Annotated in this window: 24 protein-coding genes and 1 tRNA gene; 11 read left to right on the top strand and 14 right to left on the bottom strand. The window is 65.2% G+C overall.

Annotation, left to right across the window (positions count from 1 at the left end; all coding sequences use genetic code 11):
• Nucleotides 1-25: 25 nt before the first annotated feature.
• The 3 genes from HDC29_RS08270 to HDC29_RS08260 are packed head-to-tail and all read right to left on the bottom strand — an operon-like array spanning nucleotide 26 to nucleotide 1,901.
• Entirely contained in the window at nucleotides 26-943 is a 918-nt protein-coding gene (locus tag HDC29_RS08270; RefSeq protein WP_179496106.1) for an NADH-quinone oxidoreductase subunit C, read from the bottom strand.
• The gene (locus tag HDC29_RS08265; RefSeq protein WP_179497368.1) at nucleotides 943-1,497 is read right to left on the bottom strand and encodes an NADH-quinone oxidoreductase subunit B family protein; all 555 of its coding nucleotides are present in this window, start codon (nucleotides 1,495-1,497) and stop codon (nucleotides 943-945) included. The genes HDC29_RS08270 and HDC29_RS08265 overlap by 1 nt, the downstream gene beginning before the upstream one ends.
• A 29-nt stretch (nucleotides 1,498-1,526) precedes the next feature.
• Nucleotides 1,527-1,901, bottom strand: a complete 375-nt coding sequence (locus tag HDC29_RS08260; RefSeq protein WP_179496104.1) for an NADH-quinone oxidoreductase subunit A — start codon at nucleotides 1,899-1,901, stop codon at nucleotides 1,527-1,529.
• A 235-nt stretch (nucleotides 1,902-2,136) separates the two neighbouring features.
• Here HDC29_RS08260 and HDC29_RS08255 point away from each other — a divergent pair, with 235 nt between their 5' ends.
• Entirely contained in the window at nucleotides 2,137-2,619 is a 483-nt protein-coding gene (locus tag HDC29_RS08255) for a YbjN domain-containing protein (RefSeq protein ID WP_179496102.1), read from the top strand.
• A 22-nt stretch (nucleotides 2,620-2,641) separates the two neighbouring features.
• Nucleotides 2,642-3,199, top strand: a complete 558-nt coding sequence (locus HDC29_RS08250; RefSeq protein WP_179496100.1) for a YbjN domain-containing protein — start codon at nucleotides 2,642-2,644, stop codon at nucleotides 3,197-3,199.
• Between the two features lie 6 nt (nucleotides 3,200-3,205).
• On the opposite strand, the gene HDC29_RS08245 is transcribed toward HDC29_RS08250, so the two are convergent.
• The 4 genes from HDC29_RS08245 to thiE all read right to left on the bottom strand — a co-directional run bounded on the left by HDC29_RS08245 (nucleotide 3,206) and on the right by thiE (nucleotide 7,615).
• On the bottom strand, nucleotides 3,206-4,024 hold the full coding sequence (locus tag HDC29_RS08245) for an inositol monophosphatase family protein (RefSeq protein ID WP_167921041.1): 819 nt from the start codon (nucleotides 4,022-4,024) through the stop codon (nucleotides 3,206-3,208).
• 39 nt (nucleotides 4,025-4,063) lie between these two features.
• Nucleotides 4,064-4,627 (bottom strand): elongation factor P, encoded by a 564-nt coding sequence (efp, locus tag HDC29_RS08240; protein WP_037553878.1) that lies wholly within the window; start codon nucleotides 4,625-4,627, stop codon nucleotides 4,064-4,066.
• A gap of 107 nt (nucleotides 4,628-4,734) precedes the next feature.
• Entirely contained in the window at nucleotides 4,735-6,696 is a 1,962-nt protein-coding gene (locus HDC29_RS08235; protein ID WP_179496098.1) for an OPT family oligopeptide transporter, read from the bottom strand.
• A gap of 280 nt (nucleotides 6,697-6,976) precedes the next feature.
• A complete protein-coding gene (gene thiE, locus HDC29_RS08230; protein ID WP_179496096.1) occupies nucleotides 6,977-7,615 on the bottom strand; it encodes a thiamine phosphate synthase in 639 nt (212 codons plus the stop codon).
• Nucleotides 7,616-7,650: 35 nt separating this feature from the next.
• On the opposite strand from thiE, the gene HDC29_RS08225 reads away from it, so the two are divergent.
• A complete protein-coding gene (locus HDC29_RS08225) occupies nucleotides 7,651-8,046 on the top strand; it encodes a hypothetical protein (RefSeq protein WP_257018112.1) in 396 nt (131 codons plus the stop codon).
• A gap of 1 nt (nucleotide 8,047) precedes the next feature.
• Here the strand turns inward: HDC29_RS08225 and HDC29_RS08220 are convergent, their stop codons facing one another.
• From HDC29_RS08220 to tkt, 5 genes are all read right to left on the bottom strand, one after another.
• Complete coding sequence (locus HDC29_RS08220; RefSeq protein ID WP_179496094.1) at nucleotides 8,048-8,704, bottom strand: O-methyltransferase; 657 nt, start codon at nucleotides 8,702-8,704, stop codon at nucleotides 8,048-8,050.
• 4 nt (nucleotides 8,705-8,708) lie between these two features.
• Nucleotides 8,709-9,578 (bottom strand): fructose bisphosphate aldolase, encoded by an 870-nt coding sequence (locus tag HDC29_RS08215; protein ID WP_179497362.1) that lies wholly within the window; start codon nucleotides 9,576-9,578, stop codon nucleotides 8,709-8,711.
• Between the two features lie 100 nt (nucleotides 9,579-9,678).
• Entirely contained in the window at nucleotides 9,679-10,875 is a 1,197-nt protein-coding gene (gene pgk, locus HDC29_RS08210) for a phosphoglycerate kinase (RefSeq protein ID WP_179496092.1), read from the bottom strand.
• Nucleotides 10,876-10,892: 17 nt separating this feature from the next.
• Nucleotides 10,893-11,900, bottom strand: a complete 1,008-nt coding sequence (gap, locus tag HDC29_RS08205; protein ID WP_179496090.1) for a type I glyceraldehyde-3-phosphate dehydrogenase — start codon at nucleotides 11,898-11,900, stop codon at nucleotides 10,893-10,895.
• Between the two features lie 36 nt (nucleotides 11,901-11,936).
• On the bottom strand, nucleotides 11,937-13,904 hold the full coding sequence (gene tkt / locus HDC29_RS08200; RefSeq protein ID WP_179496088.1) for a transketolase: 1,968 nt from the start codon (nucleotides 13,902-13,904) through the stop codon (nucleotides 11,937-11,939).
• A 156-nt stretch (nucleotides 13,905-14,060) separates the two neighbouring features.
• Between tkt and HDC29_RS08195 the strand changes: the two genes are divergently transcribed.
• The 4 genes from HDC29_RS08195 (at nucleotide 14,061) to HDC29_RS08180 (ending at nucleotide 15,745) form a co-directional block, all read left to right on the top strand.
• Nucleotides 14,061-14,267, top strand: coding sequence for a hypothetical protein (locus tag HDC29_RS08195; protein WP_179496086.1), 207 nt, complete (start codon nucleotides 14,061-14,063; stop codon nucleotides 14,265-14,267).
• Complete coding sequence (locus HDC29_RS08190; protein ID WP_179496084.1) at nucleotides 14,260-14,706, top strand: cell division protein ZapA; 447 nt, start codon at nucleotides 14,260-14,262, stop codon at nucleotides 14,704-14,706. Before HDC29_RS08195 ends, HDC29_RS08190 begins: the two co-directional genes overlap by 8 nt.
• Nucleotides 14,707-14,924: 218 nt before the next feature.
• Entirely contained in the window at nucleotides 14,925-15,518 is a 594-nt protein-coding gene (locus tag HDC29_RS08185) for a 5-formyltetrahydrofolate cyclo-ligase (protein WP_179496082.1), read from the top strand.
• Entirely contained in the window at nucleotides 15,515-15,745 is a 231-nt protein-coding gene (locus HDC29_RS08180; RefSeq protein WP_373562774.1) for a DUF2842 domain-containing protein, read from the top strand. The genes HDC29_RS08185 and HDC29_RS08180 overlap by 4 nt, the downstream gene beginning before the upstream one ends.
• Before the next feature lie 78 nt (nucleotides 15,746-15,823).
• Here HDC29_RS08180 and HDC29_RS08175 read toward each other — a convergent pair.
• A tRNA-Asp gene (locus tag HDC29_RS08175) sits at nucleotides 15,824-15,900 on the bottom strand.
• A gap of 43 nt (nucleotides 15,901-15,943) precedes the next feature.
• Nucleotides 15,944-17,143, bottom strand: a complete 1,200-nt coding sequence (locus HDC29_RS08170; protein ID WP_326913194.1) for an AI-2E family transporter — start codon at nucleotides 17,141-17,143, stop codon at nucleotides 15,944-15,946.
• 258 nt (nucleotides 17,144-17,401) lie between these two features.
• On the opposite strand from HDC29_RS08170, the gene HDC29_RS08165 reads away from it, so the two are divergent.
• The 4 genes from HDC29_RS08165 (at nucleotide 17,402) to HDC29_RS08150 (ending at nucleotide 25,131) form a co-directional block, all read left to right on the top strand.
• Nucleotides 17,402-18,340, top strand: a complete 939-nt coding sequence (locus HDC29_RS08165; protein WP_257018108.1) for a hypothetical protein — start codon at nucleotides 17,402-17,404, stop codon at nucleotides 18,338-18,340.
• Nucleotides 18,341-18,351: 11 nt separating this feature from the next.
• The gene (locus HDC29_RS08160; RefSeq protein ID WP_257018107.1) at nucleotides 18,352-18,816 is read left to right on the top strand and encodes a hypothetical protein; all 465 of its coding nucleotides are present in this window, start codon (nucleotides 18,352-18,354) and stop codon (nucleotides 18,814-18,816) included.
• A 74-nt stretch (nucleotides 18,817-18,890) separates the two neighbouring features.
• Nucleotides 18,891-19,955, top strand: coding sequence for a DUF11 domain-containing protein (locus tag HDC29_RS08155; RefSeq protein ID WP_179496078.1), 1,065 nt, complete (start codon nucleotides 18,891-18,893; stop codon nucleotides 19,953-19,955).
• 328 nt (nucleotides 19,956-20,283) lie between these two features.
• Nucleotides 20,284-25,131 carry a hypothetical protein gene (locus tag HDC29_RS08150; RefSeq protein WP_257018106.1) on the top strand — a complete coding sequence of 1,616 codons (4,848 nt, stop codon included), beginning with the start codon at nucleotides 20,284-20,286 and terminating at the stop codon, nucleotides 25,129-25,131.
• Nucleotides 25,132-25,158: the final 27 nt, after the last annotated feature.

Here is a 25,158-nt window from a genome sequence, read left to right as displayed (position 1 = left end):
CCAGAAGCCATTTGGGGAGCGTCGGTCATGCGTCACCTCCTGTTTTCGGCTTGCGCGGCGTGCGCGGCTTGGCCGGGGCCTTCGCCTTGGCGGGCGCCTTCTCGGCCTTGGCGGTGGCGGGCGTCTTGGACTCGCCGTCCGCCTTGGCCTTCGCGCCGTCCTTGCTCGGCTTCGCGGCTTCCTTGTTCGCCTTGTTGCCCGCCCCCGTCTGCGCCGGCTTTTCGGTCGTCTTCGGGGTCGGCGGCGGCGCGGCTTTCGCTTTGTCGTCGGATGCCTTTACTTCCTTGGCGGTCATCGGCGTCGGCGCGCCCTTGCCCGGCGCTTCGCCCGTCCCGCCGGCCTTTTCATCGCCCGGCAACACATAATCGGCGCCTTCCCACGGCGAAAGGAAGTCGAAGTTGCGGAAATCCTGCGCCAGTTTCACCGGCTCGTACACGACACGCTTGTCTTCTTCCGAATAGCGCAGTTCGGTATAGCCGGTCAGCGGGAAGTCCTTGCGCTGCGGGTGCCCCTGAAAACCATAGTCGGTCAGGATGCGGCGAAGGTCAGGATTGCCCGCGAACAGCACGCCATACATGTCGAACACTTCGCGTTCGAGCCAGCCGGCGTTCGGCCACACGGGCACGACCGTCGGCACCGGCGTCGCCTCGTCGGTCGACACGCGCACGCGCAGGCGATGGTTCTTCGTCACGCTGAGCAGGTGATAGACGACCTCGAACCGCTCGGGCCGCTCGGGATAGTCGACCCCGGCGATTTCCATCAGCTGCTGATATTTGAGATTGTCGCGCAGCGCGACCATTACGCCGGCGACGGCGCTCCGATCGACGGTGATGCTGTCTTCATCGACGGTGAACACGTGCGCGAGCAGATCGGTGCCGAGCAGCGTCTTCAGCGCGGCCGCGAGCGAGGGCTGCGGCGCAACGAGGGGAGCGGGATGGGCCATCAGCGTTCGATCGTCCCGATGCGGCGGATCTTCCGCTGCAACTGCATCACGCCATAAAGCAGAGCCTCGGCGGTCGGCGGGCAGCCCGGGACATAGATATCGACCGGCACGATGCGATCGCAGCCGCGCACCACCGAATAGCTATAGTGATAATAGCCGCCACCATTGGCACAGCTGCCCATCGAGATGACATATTTCGGGTTCGACATCTGGTCGTATACCCGGCGCAGCGCGGGCGCCATCTTGTTGCACAACGTCCCCGCGACGATCATCACGTCCGACTGGCGCGGGCTCGCGCGCGGCGCGGCGCCGAAGCGTTCCATGTCGTAACGCGGCATGTTGACGTGGATCATCTCGACTGCACAGCACGCGAGGCCAAAAGTCATCCACCAGAGCGAGCCGGTGCGTGCCCAGTTGAACAGATCCTCGGTCGAGGTGACGAGAAAGCCCTTGTCGCCGACCTCGCTGTTGAGGTCGTCGAAAAAGCCCGCGTCGGGGCTTGTCCCCGGCGCCACCGGAAACAGCTCGGGGTTGGTCCCCGGCGCGACCGGCATCTGGCCGGGCATCAGGATGCTCGAATTGCTCATTCCCAATCCAGCGCCCCTTTCTTCCAGGCATAAACAAGGCCGAGGGTCAGTTCGGCGAGGAAAACCATCATCGTCGCCCAGCCGGCCCAGCCGATTTCCTCGAGGCTGACCGCCCAGGGAAAGAGGAAGGCCGCTTCGAGGTCGAAGATGATGAAAAGGATGGCGACGAGGTAGAAACGCACGTCGAACTGGCTGCGCGCATCTTCAAAAGCGGGAAAACCGCATTCATATTCGGTCAGCTTCGCCGGATCGGGCTTGTGCGCCCCGGTCAACCGCGCGACGCCCATCGGAAGGAACACGAAGGCGGAGGACAGGCCGACGGCGACGACAAGAAAGATCAGAATCGGCAAATATTGCGTCAGATCGACCATGGGAGCTCGCAGTTCTGTTGTTTTGGGGTGTCTCGCACCCGTTTATGGGGGGCGCTTTAGGCCACCAAGCCGCGTGTCGCAAGCACCGCGGGCAGGATTTTCGTTTCGCGCGTGACCAAAAGCATAATGCGCGCTGGCGAGCGCCCCTATCGCTGTGATACGCAAGCGAAAAAGGGTCGCTGTGCCGCGCTTTTCGGGGCGGTACGGACCCTGAATATCGACCAAGGGAGCTTATATGGGACCAATCACCGCTCGCGCCGCCGCCGCCTTTGCCCCGCTGGCGCTTTTGCTGGCGACTCCGGCGCATGCCGAACTGGTCAACGCGGCGAATCCGGAGACGATCAAGGCGATCGTCGAGTCGCAGGGCTGGCCCGCGACGATCGTCGTCAAGGAGGGCGACGATCCCTATATCGAAAGCAACCGGGCCGGCCTGAAATTCCTCGTCCTCTTCATGAATTGCGATGCGGGCCAGCGGTGCAAGACGCTGCAATATTATATGGGATTCAGCGACGCCAAGGACGTCACGCTCGAACGGCTCAACCAGTGGAACAAGGAAAAGCGTTTCGCGCGCGCCTATAAGGACGACGCCGGCGACCCGGTGCTGGAAATGGACGTCGACCTCGATTTCGCGGGCATCCCGCGCGAAAATGTCGGCGAGACCTTCAACACCTGGGCCTCGCTGATGGACAGCTTCCGGGCTTATGTTTTCGAGAAATAGGGACAGCCGGCCCGGATGATGGGTGAACAAGGGGGAATTCGTGAAGACAATTTTAGTCGCGGCGATGCTTGCAGTATCGCCTGCCGCACCAGCGCAGGGTGCCATAGAAAATACGACGGCGCTTCAGGAGGCGACAACCGCGGATATTCCGATCAAGGCAGACGCCGGGCAAATCGCCAAGCTGCTGTCCGACGAGGGCTATCGCGCCAAGGTTGAGGCCGACAAGGACGGCACCACCTATATCAAATCCGCCAGTGGCGGGCGCAATTTCACCATCTATTTTCTCGGCTGCGACGGCGGGGTAAAGCTGGGGCCCTGCAGTTCCATCGAATTCTATACGGGCTTCACGATCGGCAAGCCCTTCCCCGTCGAACGGACGAACGAGTGGAACGCCAAGAACCGCTACGGCCGCACCTATGTCGATAAAGAGAATGACCCGGTCATCGAGATGGATATCTATCTCGATGCCGGAGGCATGCCGCGCGCGCAGTTCATCGAAAACCTACAAATTTGGACCGACGTTATGGCCAATTTCGATACCTTCGTCTTTAACGACGGGAACGACGTCAAAAAGAAATAAGCGCTCTCACGCGTTCCGCAGCGCGCCCGCGACCAGCTTCTGCAGCTTCGAGTGCACCGCGGCGCTGCCCGCGATGAACTCGCTGCGATCGATCGCGCGGTCGCCGCCGCGGAAATCGCTGACGAAACCGCCGGCTTCGCGCACGAGCAGCATGCCCGCCGCGACGTCCCAGACCTGCAGGTCGCTTTCCCAGAAGCCGTCGTAACGGCCCGCCGCGACCCATGCGAGGTCAAGGCTGGCGGCGCCGAAGCGGCGGATACCGGCGACTTCGGGCGCAACCGCACCGAAAATGCGGCTCCACTGCGCCATATTGCCATGGCCCATATATGGGATGCCCGTCGCGATCAGGCATTCGTTGAGGTGGCGGCGCGACGCCACACGCAAACGCCGGTCGTGCAGCCACGCGCCGCGGCCGCGCTCGGCCCAATAGCTTTCGTCGGTAACGGGCTGGTAGACGAGTGCCGCCGTGACGTCGCCCCAGCCGCCGCCGGGCTTGGGTTCCTGTACCGCGATCGAGATCGCGAAATGCGGGATCGCGTGCAGGAAGTTCGAGGTGCCGTCGAGCGGGTCGATGATGAAGCGCGGCTTGCCGGGATCGCCCTCGATCTCGCCCGCCTCTTCCATCTTGAAGCCCCAGCCCGGACGCGCATGGGTCAGCTCGTCATACAGCGTGCGCTCGGCGGCCTGGTCGGCCTTCGAAACGAAATCCGCGGGCCCCTTTTGCGAAACCTGCAAATGCTCGATCTCGCCGAAGTCGCGGCGCAGCTTCGTGCCGGCCTTGCGCGCGGCGCGTTCCATGACGGTGATGATGCCAGATACGGCCATAATTTTTCTCCGCCCTCCCGCAAGCGGGAGGGGAACTAATCAGTCCGCGCGGCGGACATATTCGCGGTCGTAGACATGCACGACGATGCGGGTACCGCTGGTGATATGCGGCGGCACCATCACGCGCACCCCATTGTCGAGGATCGCGGGCTTGTACGACGACGACGCCGTCTGCCCCTTCACCACCGCGTCGGCCTCGACGATCGTCGCTTCGATCGTTTCGGGCAGCTCGACCGAGATCGGGCGCTCTTCCCAAAGCTCGAGCACGACGTCCATGCCGTCCTGCAGGAATTCATGCGCCTCGCCGACGACATCCTTCGAGATGTTGATCTGTTCGAAGCTGTCCTTGTCCATGAACACCAGGTCGTCGCCCTCGGCATAGAGGAACTGGAAATCCTTGGTGTCGAGGCGGACCTTTTCGACCGTGTCGGCACTGCGGAAACGGTTGTTGAGCTTGCGCCCGTCGATCAGATTCTTGGCTTCGACCTGCATATAGGCGCCGCCCTTGCCCGGCTGGGTGTGCTGGATCTTGGTGACCTTCCAGATGCCGCCTTCATATTCGATAATATTGCCGGGACGGATTTCAACGCCGGTGATCTTCATCGCACACACTCACAGTTCAAGGATGGAAAGAGCAAAGCGGTGCCCGCCGGGCACAGCTGTCAAGTGCGCGCCTTTAGCCGCGCGCGCGCCGAAGGGCAAGCCGCGTGTCAGGGCGTCGCGACCACCATCGCGCGCGTGCGCTTGTAGCTCAACCAGACGAGGCCCGCGAACAGGATCAGGCCGACCCACGGCGCATAGGGCGCATAGCCGTCGCCGACGACGGCCAGCGGCGCGTCGCTGCCGCTGCCCGCGACGATCCCCGCATAGAGCACGCCGAACAGGCTTTCGCCGACGATCATCCCCGTCGCGGTCAGCACGCCCATGCGGTGCGCAAAGCTCGCGTTCGGGCGCTTTGTCGCCCAGCGATCGTAGAACCATCCGCCGACCGCGCCGATCACCACCGGCAGGATCACCGCCATCGGCAGATAGATGCCGATGCCGATCGCGAGCGGGGGGAGCCTGAGCTTGCCGGCGCGGCCGAGCAACGCATCGACGATGACGAAGCCGACGCCGGCAAGCGCGCCATAGCCCAGCATCGTCCAGTTGAGGTCGCCGCCAAGCACGCCCTGCGCGAGCGACGAGATCAGCCCCGCCTGCGGCGCCGCGAGCGCGTTCGGACCAGCCCCCGGCGCGCCGACGAAGCCCAATGTCTCGTTGAGCACATTGAGCACTGGCGGGACGATGAGCGAGCCGAAGATCACGCCGATGATCAGCGCGACCTGCTGTTTCCAAGGCGTCGCGCCGACAAGCTGGCCGGTCTTCAAATCCTGGAGATTGTCGTTCGAAATCGTCGCGATACCGAACACCAGTCCCGTGACGATCAGCGCATAGGCGACCATCGCGCCGATTTCAGCCTCTCCCCCGCCGCGCCCGAGCAGGCCGAGAAGGAGCAGCGACGACGCGATGATCGCAAGGATGCCGATCCCCGACACCGGCGAGTTCGACGCGCCGATAAGCCCCGCCATATAGCCGGTGACCGAGGCGATCATCAGCCCGACGATGATGATGAACAGGATCGCCCCCGCGATCAGCGCGAACGACGCGCCCGCCAGCGGCCCGCCCGAAAGCTCGGACCAGAGCAGGATACCGATCGGCAGCATCAGGAACAGCGAGCCGCCGAACACCCAGCTGATCGACATATCCTGTTCCTCGATCGCCAGCGCCTGCCCGCCCTGCCGCGCCCGCGATGCCGCCATCGCCGAACGAATGCCGCCGAGCACCGGCCCGGCGATCCTTATAAGCGTCCAGATCGCCGCGACCGCGATGACACCGGCGCCGAAGAAGCGCACATCGGCTCGGAAAACCGTGTTCGCCAGCGTCTCGGGGTCCCCCGCCCCGCCCTGCGTCAGGATCGGGAGCAGCACCCACCAGCCCGTGACCAACCCGACGAGTTGCGCCATGCCGACCGACAGGCCGACGAGGTGGCCGACGCCGAACAGCGCAAAGGCGAGCCCGCCCGCGACCCCCGTCGCGCCGGCGCCGACGCTGAACCAGCGCGCGACCTCGGCCCCCGCGAGCTTCATTTGCGTGAGCAGCGTGAAGCCCGCCGCGACGAGCGAATTCCACATCAGCGCCGACAGTCCCGCCTTATTCTCTTCCGCCCCCTCGACGCTCGCCGCGCCGACCTGCAGCACTTCGGCGGCGGCGCGGCCTTCGGGATAGGGCAGATCCGAATCGACAACGAGCGCGCGGCGCAGCGGGACGGAAAAGAGCACGCCCAAAATCCCGCCGAGCATCGTGATCGCGGTGGTTTCCAGCATCGGGAAGCCCTGCCAGTAACCGACCATGACAAGCCCCGGCAGCACGAAGATGATCGCCGCCAGCGTGCCCGCGGCGCTCGCGATCGTCTGGACGATATTATTCTCGAGGATCGTCGAGCCCGCCATATAGCGCAGCAGCGCCATCGAGATCACCGCCGCGGGGATCGACGTCGCGAAGGTCAGCCCGACCTTCAGCCCGAGATAGACGTTCGCGGCCGTGAACATCAACGTCAGCAGGCCGCCGAGCAGGATCGCACGTATCGTCAGTTCGCGGCCGCGCGAGGTCGGCGCTGCGGTGGTTTCGTTCATATATTTATCTCCGGCCGCTGTCTTGCGGGCCAGAGCGCGCGGCGCAAGCGAAAAGGCGACGAACCGACGCCGATTTGACGCATCGATCCAATATGACGTGTGGCAACGGTGCCATATCGACCGCCATGATGAGTATCGAGCATCCCGAACTTACCCCGCCGCTCCCTCGCGGCACCGCAGCAAAGCCGCGCGGGGCGCCTTGCGCCGGCCTGTTTGGCTGGCGCAAGGATGCGGGGGCGCCGTCTGCGCCGAAAAAGGAACCGAAAACGCCGGGACGCGATTATCCCGCCGGCTGATTTTCGAGGATATCGGTAAAGGCGCGCACGGCCGCCGCGGGGCCTTCGGGATGCCCCCACACACCGCCCGACACGGCAAGGAAATCGGCCCCGGCGTCGACCAGAATCTTCGCATTGGCCGTCGTGATCCCGCCGATCGCGACGCACGGCAGCTCGAACAACCCCTGCCACCAGGTCAGTATCTCGGGTTCGGGGTGATGCTCCACCGCCTTGGTGGTCGTCGGAAAAAAAGCGCCGAACGCAACATAATCGGCGCCCGCCTCGCCCGCGTCCATCGCGAGATGGCGGCTGTCGTGGCAGGTCACGCCGATCTGCGCGTCGGGACCGAGCAGGCGGCGCGCTTCCCTGGGATCGCCATCGCCCTGCCCCAGATGCACGCCGTCGGCCTTCAGCCGCTTCGCGAGCGCGACATCGTCGTTGACGATGAAGGCGACCTCCTGCGCGGCGCAGATCGCTTGCAACGGTTCCGCCAGCCGAGCCGCGTCATGCTGGTCGACATTCTTGATGCGAAACTGGAAGGCCGCGACGGGGCCTGCGGACAGCGCCTCCTCCAGCCGGACGGGAAAATCGCCGCCGACGTCGAGCGGGGAAATGAGGTAGAGTTGGCAGGTCGGTGTTTTCATGGCGCGTTCATAGCGACCGGGCCAGACGCGGGCAAATGCAGAACGTCACCCGCCTCGCGGCTCTCACCCTCCCCGCTCTCCTGCTTTCCGCCTGCGCGACGACCGCCGGCGCGCCGCTCCCCGATGGCAGCGACGTCGCGCTCGGGCAAAAAGCCTATGTCGATGGTCCGCTCGTCCAGCCAGTCGAGGTGATCGAGGATAGCCGCTGCCCGATGAACGCCCGCTGCGTGTGGGCAGGGCGCGTGCGCGTGAAGATGCTGTGGCTTCGCGGCAATGGCGAGAAGCAGCCGTTCGAAGTCACGCTGGGCGAAGAGACGCAGCTTGCCGACGGCAAATTCGCGCTCGAATCGGTACGGCCTGAAAAGATGACCAACGCGACGATCAAGCCGTCGGACTATCGTTTCTCGTTCCGTTTCGCGGGCGGCCTTTAGGCTAGCGCACCAACGCCAGCACAAAACCGTCCCATTTCTTTGCGCCGACGGTCTGCACCGCCGTCGCATCAAGCCTCGGATCGGCGGCGAGCATGTCGAACAGCGCGCGCGTGCCGACGACCCGTTCATCGTCGCTGTCGGCATCGAGCACGCCGCCTTCGCGCACGACATTGTCGACGACGATCGTCGTGCCGGGGCGGCCAAGCCGGATCGCCTCAGCGACATAATGCGCGTTGCTCGGCTTGTCGGCGTCGATAAAGACGAAGTCGAACGGCGCCTCGCCGGTCATCGCCGCGAGGCTTTCCGCGGCCGGGCCGACGCGAACATCTACTCTGCCCCCGACACCAGCGCGCTCAAGATTGTCGCGCGCCACGCGGGCGTGATGCGCTTCCAGCTCCAGCGTCACCAAGGCACCGTCCGCTGGCAAGGCTCGCGCCAGCCAGATCGTCGAATAGCCGCCGAGCGTCCCGACTTCGAGGATGCGCTTCGCACCGGCCATCTGTGCCAGGAGGAACAGCACCTTGCCCTGCGCCGCCGAGACGTCGATCGGCGGCAGGCCTTGCGCCGAATTATTGGCGAGGGTGGTGGCAAGCGCGTCGTCTTCGCCCAGCAATTTGCCGGCGATATAGTCGTCGACGGCTTGCCACCTCTCTCCCATCACTTCAGGCCACGGAGGCCGTGTGAATTTCGTTGATCGCGCCGCCAAGCGAGGCGTTGAATTCCTCGTCGCTCATCTGGTGACGCAGGTCCTCCAGCAAAGCGCGGCTGAAGCTCGCGATGATACCCGGGTTTTTTGCCAGCTCCACGCACGCTTCGGGGCGCGCGAAGCCGCCCGACAGCGCGACGACGCGCAGCACCTTGGGATGATCGACGAGCGGCTGGAACAGGCCCGCCTCGGTCGGCAGCGACAGTTTCAGCATCACTGGCGCGCCCGTCCATGCGTCAAGCGCCGCGAGCAATTCCTTGAGAAGCAGCCGGTCGGCCGCATCGCGCTCGGCGCTCTTGATATTCACTTCGGGCTCGATGATCGGGACCAGGCCGTGCGCGGCGATCCGCGCGGCTTCGGCGAACTGCTGACGGGCGATCGCCTTGATCCCGACCGGATTGGCAAGGTTGACGAAGCTGCGCATCTTGGTGCCGAACACGCCCTTGGCGACGGCGCGCGCGCACAGGTCATCAAGGCCAGGATTCGCCTTCATCAGCTGGACGCCGTCGGCTTCGTCCTCGAGCCCCTTGTCGACCTTCAGGAACGGCACCACGCCGCGTTCCCACAAAAGCGCCGGAACCGGCTTGCCGCCCGCTTCGCCGTCCATCGTGCGTTCGAACAGGATCGCGCCGATCACCTTCTCGCCATTGAAGCAGGGCGCGGTGACGATCCGGCTACGCATGTCATGGATCAGGCCGAACATTTCCTCATCGTTCGAGAAGGCGTCCGCTTCGATACCATAGCCCTTCAATGCCTTGGGGGTCGAACCGCCGCTCTGGTCGAGCGCGGCGATGAACCCCTGCCCCGATTTGATCTGGTCGAGCATGGCGGCATTGGCGGTCGTCATAGGATCTCCGGTCATTTGCATACGTATGTGGCGGTGCGCATAGCTTCCCCTTGGTCGCGATGCAATGCGGCGGAAAGGGCTAGGCCTTCAGCGCGTCGACCCCGGGCAACGGCTTGCCTTCCATCCATTCGAGAAAGGCGCCGCCAGCGGTCGAGACGAAGGTGAAATCCGTGCCGACGCCCGCATGGTTGAGCGCCGCGACGGTATCGCCGCCGCCCGCAACCGAGATCAGCGAGCCTTCGCGCGTCAGCGCAGCGGCGGTCTTGGCCAGCGCGACGGTTGCCGTATCGAACGGCGGCGTCTCGAACGCGCCCAGCGGGCCGTTCCACACCAGCGTGCGGCAATTCTTGAGCACGTCCGCCAGCGCTTCGACCGCGGCGGGACCGATATCGAGGATCATCTCGTCGGCGGCGACCTCATGGACGTTGACGGTCCGCGTCGGCGGGTTCGGCGCGAACTCCTTTGCCACCACGACGTCATAGGGCAGATGGATCGTGCAACCCGCCGCGTCGGCGGCGTCGAAGATCGCATTCGCGGTATCGACCAGGTCATGCTCGCACAGCGATTTCCCGACATCGACCCCGCGCGCGGCGAGGAAGGTGTTCGCCATGCCGCCGCCGATGATCAGGTGATCGACCTGGCCGACAAGGTTCTTGAGCACGTCGATCTTGCTCGACACCTTCGCGCCGCCGACGACCGCGGCGACCGGATGCGCCGGATTGCCGAGCGCGGCGTCGAGCGCCTTGAGCTCGGCTTCCATAGCGCGCCCCGCATAAGCCGGGAGGCGGTGCGCGACGCCTTCGGTCGAGCCGTGCGCGCGGTGCGCCGCCGAAAAGGCGTCGTTGACATAAAGATCGCCGATTTCGGCGAGACCGTCGGCAAAGGCAGGATCGTTCTTTTCCTCGCCGGGATAGAAGCGGGTGTTTTCGAGCACCGCGACGTCGCCGGGCGCCAGCACCGCGATGCCCGCCTTCGCCCCCTCGCCGACGGCTTCGGGGATGAACATGACCGAATGGCCCAGCACATCCTCGACGCCGCCCATGACGAGGCTCAGCGACTGGGTCGGGTTCTTCGCGCCCTTCGGCCGCCCGAAATGCGCGAGGAGCAGGACGATCGCGCCCTTGTCCGACAGTTCGCGGATCGTCGGCATCGCCGCCTGGATCCGCGTCGCATCGCTGACCGCACCTTCGAACATCGGGACATTGAGGTCGACGCGGACCAGCACTTTCTTGCCGGTGACGTCACCGATATCGTCGAGGGTCTTGAACGCGGTCATCGACGTTTCCTTTTAAATCAGAGCAGCTTGGCGATCACACCTGCGGTGTCGACCATGCGGTTCGAGAAACCCCATTCATTGTCGTACCAGCTGACGACGCGGACCAGCTTGCCTTCGAGAACCGATGTTTCGAGGCTGTCGATCGTCGAGCTCGCCGGGCAGTGGTTGTAATCGATCGAGACGAGCGGCTCGTCCGAAAAGGCGAGAACGCCCTTCAGCGCGCCTTCCGACGCGTCCTTCAGGATCTGGTTCACTTCCTCGACGCTCGTGTCGCGCTTCGGCGTGAAGGTCAGGTCGACCAGGCTGACGTTGGGCGTCGGGACGCGGATCGCCGAACCGTCGAGCTTGCCCTTGAGTTCGGGAAGCACTTCGCCGACGGCGCGCGCGGCACCGGTCGTCGTCGGGATGATCGACATGCCCGCGGCGCGCGCGCGGCGCATGTCGCTGTGGATCTGGTCGAGGATCTTCTGGTCGTTGGTATAGGCATGAACCGTGGTCATCAGTCCGCGCTCGATGCCCAGCGTGTCGTTGAGAACCTTGGCGACCGGCGCGAGGCAGTTCGTGGTGCAGCTCGCGTTCGAGACGATCTTGTGGTCGGCGGTCAGCTTGTCGTGGTTGACGCCATAAACGACGGTCAGGTCGACGCCCTTGGCGGGCGCCGAAATCAGCACGCGCTTGGCGCCGGCGGCGAGGTGCTTGCCCGCACTTTCGGCATCGGTGAAAAAGCCCGTGCATTCGAGCGCGATGTCGATGCCCAGCTCGGCGTGCGGCAGGTTGGCGGGGTCGCGTTCCTTGGTGACGCGGATCGCCTTGCCGTTGACGATCATCTGGTCGCCCTCGGCCGAAACGTCGCCCGGGAAAGGTCCGTGGACGCTGTCGCGCTTGAACAGCAGGGCATTGGCTTTCGCGTCCGCCAGATCGTTGATCGCGACCAGTTCGAGCCCGCAGTCGGGGCGTTCGAGGATGGCGCGTGCCACGAGGCGGCCGATGCGTCCGAAACCGTTGATTGCAACCTTCACTGCCATGTCGAAACGTCCTTTCTGCGTGGGATAAGCCGGTCCTTAGTTGCCGAGCTTTGCCAGGATCTGGGGTGTGATAGCATCGGCGGTAAGGCCGAAATGCTTGAATAGGTCTTCAATCGGCGCCGAAGCGCCGAAGCTGTCGATGCCGAAGCGCAGGCCATGGCGGCCGGTATAGCGTTCCCATCCAAAGGTCGTGCCAGCCTCGATCGATACGATCAGCGCATTTTCGGGCAGGATATCGGCCTGATAGGCGCCCGTCTGCTCGTCGAAAAGTTCGGTCGAGACCATCGACACCACGTCGGCGCCATGGCCCGCGGCCTCGAGCTTGTCGGCGACCTCCATCGCGAGCGAGACTTCGGAGCCCGTCGCGACGAGCACGACCTTGCGGGCAGCCGAGGCCCCGCGCAGGCGATAACCGCCTTTTGCACAAAGATTTTCCGTGACGTCATGACGCAGCGGTGGAAGATTCTGGCGGGTCAGCGCGAGTAGCGACGGCCGGCTTTCCTGCGCGAGCGCGAGCGCCCAGCATTCGGCGGTTTCGACCGCGTCGGCGGGGCGCATAACCAGCAGGTTCGGCATCGCGCGCAGCGACTGGAGATGCTCGATCGGCTGGTGCGTCGGGCCATCCTCGCCCAGCCCGATGCTGTCGTGCGTCATCACATAGACGACGCGCTGCTTTTGCAGCGCCGACAGGCGGATCGCGGCGCGGCAATAATCGGCAAAGACCAGGAAGGTGCCGCCATAGGGGACGACCCCGCCGTGCAGCGCCATGCCGTTCATCGCGGCGGACATGCCGAACTCGCGGATGCCGTAATAAATATAACGGCCCGAATAATCATTCTTCGTCAGCGGCTTGGTCGACGAGGTTTTGGTATTGTTCGAACCCGTCAGGTCGGCGCTGCCGCCGACGAGCGCGGCGATATCGGCGGTCAGCGCACCGAGCGTGTTTTCGGACGCCTTGCGCGTCGCGACCTTCGGCGGCTCGGCCACGAGGCCGTCGAGATAGGCCTTGAACGCGTCGCCGGGGACGATCTTGCCGCTCAGCCGGTCTTCAAATTCCTTTTTCTTTTCGCTATTTGCAAGTCGATCATTCCATTCGGAATGAAGTTTATTGCCCTTCTCGCCGAACGCGGCCCACGCCGCAGCGATGTCCGCCGGGATGACGAACGGCTCGGCGGTCCAGTCCAGTTCCCGGCGCGCCGCCGCGATCTCGTCTGCCCCCAGCGGCGCCCCGTGCGTCGCCGAAGTGCCCTGCTTGTTCGGTGCCCCGAAACCGATGATCGTGCGGCACGCGACCAGCGACGGCCGCGGATCGGCCAGCGCGGCGTCGATCGCACGGCGAATATCGGCGGGATCATGCCCGTCGCAGCTTTCGACATGCCAGCCGGTCGCAGCATAGCGCGCCGCGATATCCTCGCTCGTCGACAGGTCGGTCGACCCGTCGATCGTGATCTTGTTGTCGTCCCACAGCACCATCAGCCGACCAAGCTGCAAATGTCCGGCCAAACCAATGGCTTCGTGGTTGATGCCTTCCATCAGGCACCCGTCGCCGGCGATGACATATGTGCGATGATCGACCAGATCGTCGCCATAGATCGCATTCAGATGCCGCTCGGCAATCGCCATGCCGACCGCGGTCGCAAGCCCCTGCCCCAACGGCCCCGTCGTCGTCTCGACGCCTTCGAGCTCGAAATTCTCGGGATGCCCCGCGCACGGGCTATTGAGCTGGCGGAAGTTGCGGATGTCCTCGATCGTCGGCCGCGCATAACCCGCGAGGTTGAGCGTCGCATAGGCGAGCATCGAACCGTGCCCCGCCGAAAGGACGAATCGGTCGCGATCGGGCCATTTCGGATCGCTCGGGTCGAACTTCAGATAATCGGAATAAAGCACGGTGGCGACGTCGGCCATGCCCATCGGCATCCCGGGATGGCCGCTGTTCGCGGCCTGTACGGCGTCCATCGCAAGCGCACGGATCGCGTTGGCGAGCTGACGTTCGGGCAGTGTCATGAGTCCCCCGGGAAAGGATGTGAAGATGACCGGATTCGGTGGGACAGCCCTTTGCGGTGGCGAGGTCAGGAGTCAACCGCTCGCGGCACAAATTGTGGCGCATTTCGGGGTGGACAGCCGATTGCGCCCGCTTCCCTGCCCTGCTAACCCTTGGACATGGAACTCGATCTGGACGAATCCAGCCTGGCCATCGGCCGTATCGAACGTGCGCTGAGCCGCATCGAAAAGGCCCTGACCGATCGGGCGAGCCGCCCCGCACTCCCGATTGCCGCCCCCGCCGCCGACCAGTCCGCGCTCAAGGCCGAGGTCGCGGCAGTGATCGGCGAACTCGACCGGCTCATTGCGGAGGCCGACCGTGGCTGACGTCAAACTGACGATCGGCGGCCGCCCCTACGACGTGCATTGCGCCGATGGCGAGGAAGTGCAGCTGACCCAGCTTGCCTCGATCGTCGATGAAAAGGTCCGCACGATGCCGGGCGTGACCGAGATGCGACAGTTGCTCTTCGCGGCGCTGATGCTCGCCGACGAGACGCAGGAAGCGCGCGGCAAGGTGGAAAAAGCCGAACCGCAATCCGATTCGCTGCGCGCGGCGGTAGCGCTTGCCGAAAGTCGCGAGGCGGCCGCCCGCGACGAACTCAAAGCCGCGGCCGAGCGCGAGAAGGCCGCGCTGAAGGAATTGGAGGCGGCGCGGAAAAATATCGCTGCCCCGGCGCCTTCGACCAACGCATCGAACAGCCGCGCGCTGTTGCAGATTGCGGACCGCATCGAAAGCCTTGCCGCGAAAGTCGAGCAACTCCCTTGAGCGAGCGGGTCCGCCCCCCTACATAGGGGACGGCGGGTACTGCCCGGCACGAGCTTTTGCGAAAATCCCTGAGGCGATACATCATCCTAGGGAGCTGTCCCTGCCCGGACCCTGGTCCGACGCACATGGTTCCCACCTGACGTTACTGGCGTCAGAGGATCTTCCAGCAAACGACCTCGGCGGTCCCGCCAACCGAACCCCCGGTGCCAGAGGAGGCGATGACCAACTTGTCCGCCGATCTGGTCCAGCAAAAGCAGAAACTGCGCGAGAAGCTGCGCTTCCGGCGCCAGCATTTCGCCGCAAATCTTGACGGGATGGCGCAGCTGGCGGCGTTTCGCGTGCTCCCGGCGTCGCTTTCCGAACTTCTCGCCACGCACGCAACGACTGGCGCCTATGTCGCATGGCGTGACGAACCCGATATCCTGCCGATGCTTGCGGGGCTTGCCGAGGCGGGCGCGCTCGCCCTGCCCCACCATGCCGGACGCGTCGCCGAAATGCATTTCCGTCGCTGGCGACAGGACGAGTCGCTCGTCAAAGGGCCGTGGGGTACGCAGCAACCGGCAGACGACGCACCCATTGCAGTACCCGACATCATCTTCTGCCCGCTGGTCGGATTCGATCGCCGCGGCGGCCGGATCGGCCAGGGCGGCGGCCACTATGACCGTTATTTTGCTGCGCATCCTGGACCGCTGCGAATCGGTATCGGCTGGTCCGTGCAGGAAATCGACGCTACGCCGCGCGAATCGACCGATATCGCGCTCGACGCGATATTGACCGAACAGGAATTCATCCTTTGCGGAGATCGTTTGTGAATCAGGATCCAGCCAATCCCCAGCCCAGTTGGCGCAAGCCCGCCGGCATGTTCCTGATCCTCGCGCTGATTGGCGGCTGGACCGCGATCGTCGTCAGCCTTTCGCCATGGGTCGGCGCGTGGCCGGTGCTGGTGCAGGCGCTATTCTATCTCGTCGCGGGGATCGTGTGGATCGCGCCGTTGAAGCCGCTGCTGCGCTGGATGGAATTGGGGACTTGGCGCCGCTGAGGAGCGGCGCCAATCCATAATTTCCAGTGATGGAAAGTCCCAAGACGCGGTGACCATTCCGTCCAGAAAGACGAGGAATGGCGCGAGTGACGGGGCTCGAACCCGCGACCTCCGGCGTGACAGGCCGGCACTCTAACCAACTGAGCTACACCCGCGTGTGCTTGGGAGCCGCGCCAATATGGCCCTCGCCCCGACCTGTCAACCGTCGCTTTCATCTTGCGTGCGATTTAATCGATCGCGTACCTCGTCAGTCGTGGTCAGCGTGCCATGCTCGAAAAGGAAACCCGCAAGATCGGGCGTTCCGGTCGACGCGAGCACCGTTTGCAGAATCAACAGCAGCGGCACCGCGAGCAACGCGCCCGGCGTTCCCCACACCCATCCCCAGAAGCTCAGGGACACGAGAATCAGCAGCGGGTTGATCGTAAGGCGCTTGCCGAGCACGAGGGGCGTGATCAGGTTCGCCTCGACCAGATGCACGCCGATGAAGATCAGCGCCGGCAGCAGCGCGAGTCCGACCGCGTCGAAGGTCATCAACCCGCCGAGCCCGAGCAACACCGCAGCGACGATCGGCCCCAGATAGGGCACGAAATTGCAAATGCTGACGATCCCGCCCCACATGAAAGGCGACGGCATCCCCAGCGCCCAGAGCAGCAGCGCGACGGAAAGGCCGAGAATCGCGTTGATCATCGTGATGGTCGCGAGATAGTCGGCGGTCGCATCGACGACATTCTGGATCACGCGCGCGGTCTGCATCGCGCCGTCGAAGCTCCCGCGCCGGCGGATCGTGCCCTTGCGCAGCCGCGTCCAGCCCGCGAGGAAGAAGAAGATGACCAGCACGGCAAAAAAGAGCTGGATCGCCGCCGAGGGCGCCGACGAGATGAAATAATCGACGACCGAGGTCGGCGCGGTCGCGGCGACCGCTTGCGCCGTCGCTTCGGTCCCGCTGGCAACCGACGTCAATGTGCGATCGACGAAGCGTTGCAGGGTCGAATAAAAGTCGATGAGCGGCGCAAGATTGCTCTGGATGCGCGGAATCGATTCGGGGACGCGTGCAAACCAGCCCGTTGCCGGCACGACAATGATTGCGAGCGCCGCATTGATGATCGCGAGGAAGGTGGCGAGCGCAAGAAATGCCGCAAGCGCGGAAGGGATGCCGCGTCGTTCGAGCCATTCGAGCAGCGGAACGAGCGCGATCGCGATCACGATCGCGGCGGTAAGCGGCAGGAAGAATTCCGCACCCGCTTGCAAGGCGAACGGCAATCCGAGGCAGAAGGCGGCGCCAAGGATCAGCGCGAGCGCGGCAAGCAGCCGGTCGCGGCGGAAATCGTCAATCTCGATCTGCTGCAGTGGATTGACGCGCGGCGGACGCACATCCTTGCTGCCCCGGTCCTCCGCCACCCCGCTTCTCCTTGTTAACCGCCTCACCTTACGCGTGCTTTACCTGCCGCGCCAGCCGCCCCGTTTCGTGCCGTGCAAGAACCGGGCCTGTCCCTATTTGGAGCAAAACGCGCTTTTCTACCTGCTTTTTAACCAGAAATTACCCTTTATCGGCGACTGAGGGCTCCAAGGACCAACCTTTTCGGAGTCAAAATGATGATGATAGCGCCTGTGGGGGGCGCGAAGCATCGGCTTCTTCCCTCTTGTTCGACCATTGCCTTGCTGGCCGCGCTTGCGCTGCCGGTCCAGGCCCAGGCAGCCGGCACACGCGCCGGCTCGACCATCAGCAACACCGCATCGGCCAGCTTCGACACCGGCGCCGGCTCGACGACCGTCGATTCGAACCGTGTCGACCTGCTCGTCGACGAATTGCTCGACGTGACCGTCGATTCGAGCAACCCAGCCGAGGTGCCGACGACGCCGGGCGCGACGGGCCAGGTGCTCACCTTCTCGGTCACCAACAACGGCAACGGCGTCGAAGCCTTCGGCCTGACGACGATCGCCAACGCCGGCGGCGACAATTACGATCCCGTCGTCACCCAAATCTATCTCGACAATGGCGACGGCCTCTTCGATTCCGGCACCGACACGCTTTATGCGGCGGGCGCGAACGATCCGTCGCTCGATCCCGACCAAGGGATCACCGTCTTCGTCCTTGCGACGACGCCGGGAACCGTGGTCGATGGCAATCGCGGCATCGTCAGCCTTGTCGCCGCCGCAAAGACGGGCACCGGCACGCCGGGCACCAGCTTCGCCGGCGAGGGTGAAGGCGGCGGTGACGCCGTGGTCGGATCGACGGGAGCCGACGGCCAGGACGCCGGAACGTTCCTCGTGTCGGCTGCGACCGTGACTCTCGTCAAATCGGCGGTCATCACCAACACGCTGAACACCGCCGACCCGATCCCCGGCGCAACGATCACCTATACGATTGTTGCCACCGTCGCGGGCAGCGGCTCGGTGAGCGGCCTCGCGATCACCGACGATATCCCGGCGGACACCAACTATGTTCCGGCGTCGATCAAGCTCGGCGGCAGCGCGCTTTCCGACGCGGCCGATGCCGATGCCGGCGACTATAATGGCACGCGGATCAACGTCGCGCTCGGCACCGTCGCCGGCGGCCAGACCCGCACCGTCACCTTCCAGACCATGATCGACTGATGGAGATGCGTATGCGCACCGGCCTTTTCCTTTCGCTCGCCGCCCTGCTGCCCGGTCCCGCGCTCGCCGCGAACCAGGTCGCGCTCGACAATCATGTGTTCATCGAGCGTGTTTCGACCGACACCGAGGGCAAGCAACGCATATTGCTCGAAGAACCGAAAGTCGTCGTTCCGGGCGACCGCCTTGTTTTCGTTCTCAACTATCGCAACGCCGGCGCGCAGCCGGCCGACAAATTCGTCGTCACCAACCCGATGCCCTCGGCGGTCCGCTTCGCGGACGCCGGCGACACGCGCCCTCTCGTCTCGGTCGATGGCGGCAAGCAGTGGGGACTGCTCGCCGACCTCAGCGTTCCGATGGAGGGCGGCATGCGCCGCGCCGCGCAGCCCGCCGACGTGACGCATCTCCGCTGGGCTTTCCAGAAGCCGATCCCGGTCGGCGGCACGGGCAAGCTCATGTTTCGGGGAGTCGTCAAATAGCGAAGTGACATAAACCGCTTAACGGTCGCCAGCGGTGGGGAAACGGCGGCCACATAAAGCCCAGGAGCTCAGCTATGACCAGCAAGCTGACTTATATGGGTGCTATCGGTCTGACGGCGCTTTCGAGCGTCGCCGCCGTGCCGGCTTTTGCCGCCGGCACGACCGCGGGCACCACGATCACCAATACCGCCACCGTCGACTATCAGGTCGGTGGCGTCGCGCAGGGCCAGCAGTCGGCGTCGAACAATTTCACCGTCGACCGCAAGATCAACCTGCTTGTGGAGGAAGTCGGCACCGTCACGACCAATGTCGTTCCGGGCCAGACCAACGCCGTCACGACGTTTCAGTTGACCAACAGCTCGAACGAAGTGCTCGATTTCGCGCTCGTCGCGTCGCAGATCGCTGGCGGCACCGCCGCGCATGGCGGCACCGACAGCTTCGACGCGACCAATGTCCGCATCTATCGTGACAATATTTCGTCAGGGATAGTGGGCAGTTGGGACGCGGGTGACACGCTGATCACCGGCTATGTCGACGAACTCGTCGTTGATACCGCAATCCGCCTGTTCGTCGTCGCCGATATTCCGGCGGCGCTTGCCAACAACGCCGTCGCGGGGGTCACGCTCCGCGCGACCGCGCGCGAAGGCGGGACGTCGGGCAGCCAGGGTGCGGCGATTACCGAAACCGCCGGCGCGAACACCGCGGGCAAGGACACGGTGTTCGCCGATACGGCTGGCGTGACGGGCGACGCGGCGCGCGATGGCTCGCACAGCGACAACGACGACTATACCGTGCAGACGGCGACGCTCACGGTCACCAAGACCAGCCGCGTCATCTCCGACCCGTTCAACAACACGACGAACCCGAAACTGATTCCAGGCGCGGTCGTCGAATATTGCATTGCCGTCGCGAATTCGGGCAGCGCCGATGCGACCTCGGTCGCGATCAACGACCCCGTTCCGGGCCAGTTGACGTTCAATGCGGGCACGATCCTGCTGAACGGCACGGCCACGGCGGGAACGTGCAATGCCGACGGCGCGGCGGGTGGCAGCTATTCGGCGCCCAACGTGTCGGGGACGATCGCAACGGTCGCCGCCGGCGCGACGCGCACGCTCGTATTCCGCGCCACGGTCAACTGACCACGTAACGGACGGGAGCAGCGCGCGCGCCGGGACAACCGGCCGCCGCTGTTCCCTTCGGGGCTGGCATGGCGATCCGCGACACATCTCTTGGCCTTTTGACCGCACTGGTTGCGGCGGTGCTGCTGCCTGCGGCACCGGCGGCGCGCGCGCAGGTGATCACGAACACCGCTTCCGCCGAATGGACGCATGACGGCCATCGCGGCGAGGCGCTGTCGAACCGCGTCGACGTCACCGTCGTGCCCCGTCCGCCGGAGCCGCCGAGCATCGCGACCTATCGCCTGACGAGCGGCGGCGGCGATCGGTCGGTGCCGCTGGCGCCGACGCAATGCGGGCGGGCGGTATCGGGGCGCTCAGCACCGCGGCGGCGGCAGCGGCAGCGATCCCGCTGGCCGGTGTCTATGCGGGGATTTCGACCGCCCCGGCATCGCTGCAGCGGAGCGACAGCTTCCGCGCCGGCGAAATGCTTGTCGTCGGCGTCACCTTCGCCGCCGCAAACCGCGACCCGCAGGCGCGCGATACGCTGCCTGTCGTCATCGAACTCGAAAATGGCGACCGCGAATCGATCACCCTTACCGAAACGGCCGCGAACAGCGGCGAATTCGTCGGCTTCATCAATACGATCGGTGTGCCGCCAGCCGTGACGCAGGGCGATTGCCGCCTGTCGGTCGAACCCGGCGCGCCGCTGACGCTGCGCGTGTCCGATCAGGCGGACGCGAGCCTGGTCGCGCTCGCCACGATCGACTTCCTTGTCGATCCCTTCGGCATAGTGTTCGACAGCGGCGACGGAGCGCCGGTGGCGGGAAGCCGCGTGACGATCGTCGACGCCGCAACGGGCCAGCCGGCGAAGGTGTTCGGCGACGACGGCGTCTCGGCGTACCCCTCCAGCGTCATCACCGGGCAGCGCGTCACCGATTCGGGCGGGACGGTCTATGACTTTCCGGCGGGCGACTATCGCTTTCCCTTTCTCGCACCGGGCGCCTACCGCCTGGTCGTCGAACCGCCCGCGCCGTTCACCGCCCCGTCGGCGTCGAACCCAGCCGAACTCGCCGCCTTTCGCCGCCCGGACGACGGCCAGCCGTTCACGATCAACGACGCGAGCTATGGCCGCAGTTTCACGCTGGACAGCCCCGCCCCGGTGCGCGTCGACATTCCCGTCGACCAGCCCGGCCTGCCGCTGGTCCTGCGCAAGACGACCTCGACGCAGGTCGCGGTGCCCGGCGACGTCATCCAGTATCGCATCGAGCTCTCCAATCGCGACACCCGCCGCGCCACCGGCGCGGTGACGGTGCGCGACGTCCTGCCCGCCGGGATGCGCCTGCGCGCCGATACCGTGCGGGTCGACGGCGTTCGTGTCGATGCGGCCGTCGAGGCGAATGGCCGCGCGTTCGCCGTCACGCTGCCCGGAATCGCGGCCTCGCGCTTGGCGCTGCTCACCTATCTGGCCGAAGTCGTCGTGTCGGCGCAGCCGGGCAATGCCCTCAATCGCGCATCGGCGACGGACAACCGCGGGACGACAAGCAACGTCGCCGAAGCGACGATTTCGATCAAACGCGACCAGCTCGGCGACCGGATGACGATCATCGGCCGGATCACCGACGGCGGCTGCAGCATCGATCCGGGCAAGGCCGGCGGCATCATGGGCGTGCGCGTGATGCTCCAGGACGGCAGCTACACCGTCACCGACCAAGATGGCCGCTATCATTTCGAAGGCGTGCGCCCCGGCCTGCACGTCGTGCAGATCGATCCTTCAACGCTGCCGCTCGACCGCGAGGCCGTCGATTGCGCCCGCTCGACGCAAAGCGCCGGCAGCGCCATTTCGCGCTTTGTCGAAGGACGCGGCGGCGCGCTGAAACGCGCCGATTTCCGTGCGGCCGCCAGCACGCCGCGCGCCGCGCCGAACCTCACCACCATCACGGCGCCGACAGTTCTGAGCGATCCCGAAGCCGCCGGCGCCGGTCGCGACTGGCTCGCGGGTCAGGCGCCGGGCATCGCATGGCTCTTTCCCGAAATCGACCATAACCCCCGCGCCAAGGCGATCCGCGCCGCGGTGAAGCACGCCCCCGGCCAGACAGTGTCGCTCCGCGTCAACGGCAAGACAGCCGATCCGCTGACCTTCGAGGGCATGAGCAAATCCGCCGACGCCAGCGTTGCGGTGAGCCTGTGGCGCGGCCTCGAAATCCGCGAAGGCGAAAATCGCCTCATCGCCGAAGTGAAGGACGCGGGCGGCGTCACCGTCGAAACGCTCGAACGCATCGTCCACTATTCGATCACCCCGATGCGCGCGACGCTGATCCACGAAAAATCGGTGCTCGTCGCCGATGGCGTCACGCGCCCGGTGATCGCGGTGCACCTGACCGACCGCGACGGCAAGCCGGTTCGCGCCGGGCTGACGGGTGATTTCGTCGTTCCCGCACCCTATTATCCGGCGGTCGAAGCCGATGCGCAGCAGGCGCGCCAGCTCGCGGGCCTTGAACGCGCGCAGCCGGTGTGGAAGATCGATGGCGACGATGGCATCGCCTATATCGAACTCGAACCGACGACCGCGTCGGGCACGCTCGCGATGGATTTCAACTTCCGCGACGACAAGGTGACACGCAAGCAGACGATCGAAACCTGGCTCGATCCGGGCAACCGCCCGTGGACCGTGGTCGGCTTTGCCGCCGGAACGCTGGGCTATAACACCCTCGACGACCGGATGGAGCCGGTCGCGGAAACGCTCGACGATCTGAACGCAGACGCGCGGCTTGCGCTCTATGCCAAGGGCCGCGTGCGCGGCAAATGGCTGATGACGCTCGCCTATGACAGCGACAAGGACGAGGACGACGCGCGGTTTGGCGGCGTGATCGATCCGCGCGCCTATTATACGATCTACGCCGACCGCAACGAGACGCGCTACGACGCCGCCTCGGTGCGCAAGCTCTATCTGCGTCTTGAACGTCCGCAATTCTATGCGATGTTCGGCGATATCGAGACGGGGATTTCAGAGCCCGAGCTCGCCCGCTACCAGCGCGCGCTCAACGGCGGCAAGGCCGAGTATCGCGGGCGCAATGTCGCCGCGACTGCCTTCGTCGCCGACACGCCCTATCGTTTCCGCCGCGACGAGATCCAGGGCAACGGCCTGATCGGTCCGTACCAGCTCGGCGCGAAGGATATTTTGCCGAACAGCGAGCGCATCGCGATCGAGACGCGTGACCGGCTGCACAGCGAGCGCATCGTCGACAGCGTCAGCCTGTCGCGCCATGTTGATTATGACATCGACTATCTGTCGGGAACGATCCGCTTCCGCGAACCCGTGCTCAGCCGCTCGCCCGCCCTCGACCCGCAGTTCATCGTCGCCGAATATGAAACGGGCGGCGTCGGCCAGCGCGTGCTCAACGCCGGCGGGCGCGTCAGCTATCAGTCTAACGACGAAAAAATCCGCGTCGGCGCGACCTTCATCCACGACGAGGACGGCAACGCCAGGACCAACCTTGGCGGTGTCGATGCGCGCTATCGCCCCAATATCGACACCGAAGTCCGCGCCGAACTCGCGATCAGCGATGCCAAGGCCCAGAATGGCAGCCCCGTCGCGACCGCGGGCAGCGCAAAGGCGTGGCTGGTCGAGGCCGAGCATCACAGCAGCAATATGGATATTCTCGCCTATGTCCGCGAGCGCGAGGCGGGCTTCGGCGCCGGCCAGCTCAATCGCGGCGAGGACGGCACGCGCAAGTTCGGCTTCGATGCGCGCCTCCGCGCGACGCGCACGCTGTCGCTGACCGGCAGCGCGTGGCAGGAAGATTATCTCGACACCAATGCGCGCCGCCGCGCCGCGCGGGTGCTAGCCGAATATGACAATGGCACCACCGTCGCGCGCGCCGGCCTCACCCATGCCGACGACCGCCTGACCGATGGCACGCAGAACCGCTCGAACATCGTCCAGCTCGGCGCGACGCAACGGATGTTCGGCAAGCGCCTCGAACTCGACGCGCAGACCGAATTTGCCTTGGGCGGCGAGGATGCCAGCGTCGATTTTCCGACCCGCCACCGCCTTGGCGCGCGCGTCGTGATCAACCGCGACGTCAACCTCGTCGGCAGCTATGAAATCGCCGACGGCGATACGGTCAAGGCGCGCACCGCGCGGCTCGGCTTCGACCTCGCCCCTTGGTCGGGCGCGCGCCTGCTCGCCACCGCAAACCAGCAGGAGATCGGCGAATATGGACCGCGCAGCTTCGCCGCCTATGGCCTGTCGCAGTCGCTGAAGCTTGGCGAGCGCTGGTCGGTCGATGTGTCGGTCGACGGCAACCGTACCATCGGCGGCATCCGTGCGGGCGACGTGCTTAATGTCGACCAACCTGTCGCATCAGGCGGTTTCCTCGGCACGGGCGGCACGCTCACCGAAGATTTCCTCGCGATCAGCAGCGGTGCAACCTACCGCGCCGACCGCTGGACGCTCACGGGCCGCGCCGAATATCGCGACGGCGAGCTCGCCAACCGTTATGGCCTGACGCTCGGCGGCCTCCGCCAGCTCGGCGAAGGTCGCGCGCTCGGCGCACTCTTCACTTATGCCAAAGCAAGCGGCAGCGGCACGACACCAACGACCGAGGTCATCAACTTCGAAATGAGCTGGGCCCACCGCCCCGCCGATTCGCGCGTGTCATGGCTGGGCAAGAGCGAATTCCGTTCGGACAAGGTGCGCGACGCTGTTGCGGGCCGGCCCGGCCCGATCGGCGGAACGCTGACGATCGACGGGGATGCGACAAGCCGCCGCTTGCTGGGCAGCCTGTCGGCCAACTGGACGCCGCTCGGCACGCGCGGCGAAGGCGGCATGTGGTACGAACGCGCCGAGATCGGCCTCTTTTGGGGCACGCGCTATAATTTCGACCGCTTCGGCGCCGATGACGTCAAGGGCTGGTCGAACCTGATCGGCGCCGACTTTCGCTTCAACCTCGGCGAGCATGTCGATGTCGGCGCCTCGGGCACCGTGCGCGTCGGCACCGATGCCGACACCGTCAGCTGGGCCGGCGGCCCGACGGTGACGCTGGCGCCGATGAAGAATGCCAATATCACCTTCGGCTATAATTTCGCGGGCTTCCACGACCGCGATTTCGAAGACGCGCGCTTCTCGCGATCGGGCGCCTATGTGACCTTCAAGCTGAAGTTCGACCAGACGAGTTTCGCAGGGTTGGGGCTTTAAATAGCTCGTCATTGCGAGCGTAGCAAA

It is taken from the genome of Sphingopyxis sp. JAI108 (assembly GCF_013410105.1).
Classification (GTDB): Bacteria; Pseudomonadota; Alphaproteobacteria; order Sphingomonadales; family Sphingomonadaceae; genus Sphingopyxis; species Sphingopyxis chilensis.
This window is presented reverse-complemented; position numbering and strand designations above follow the sequence as displayed.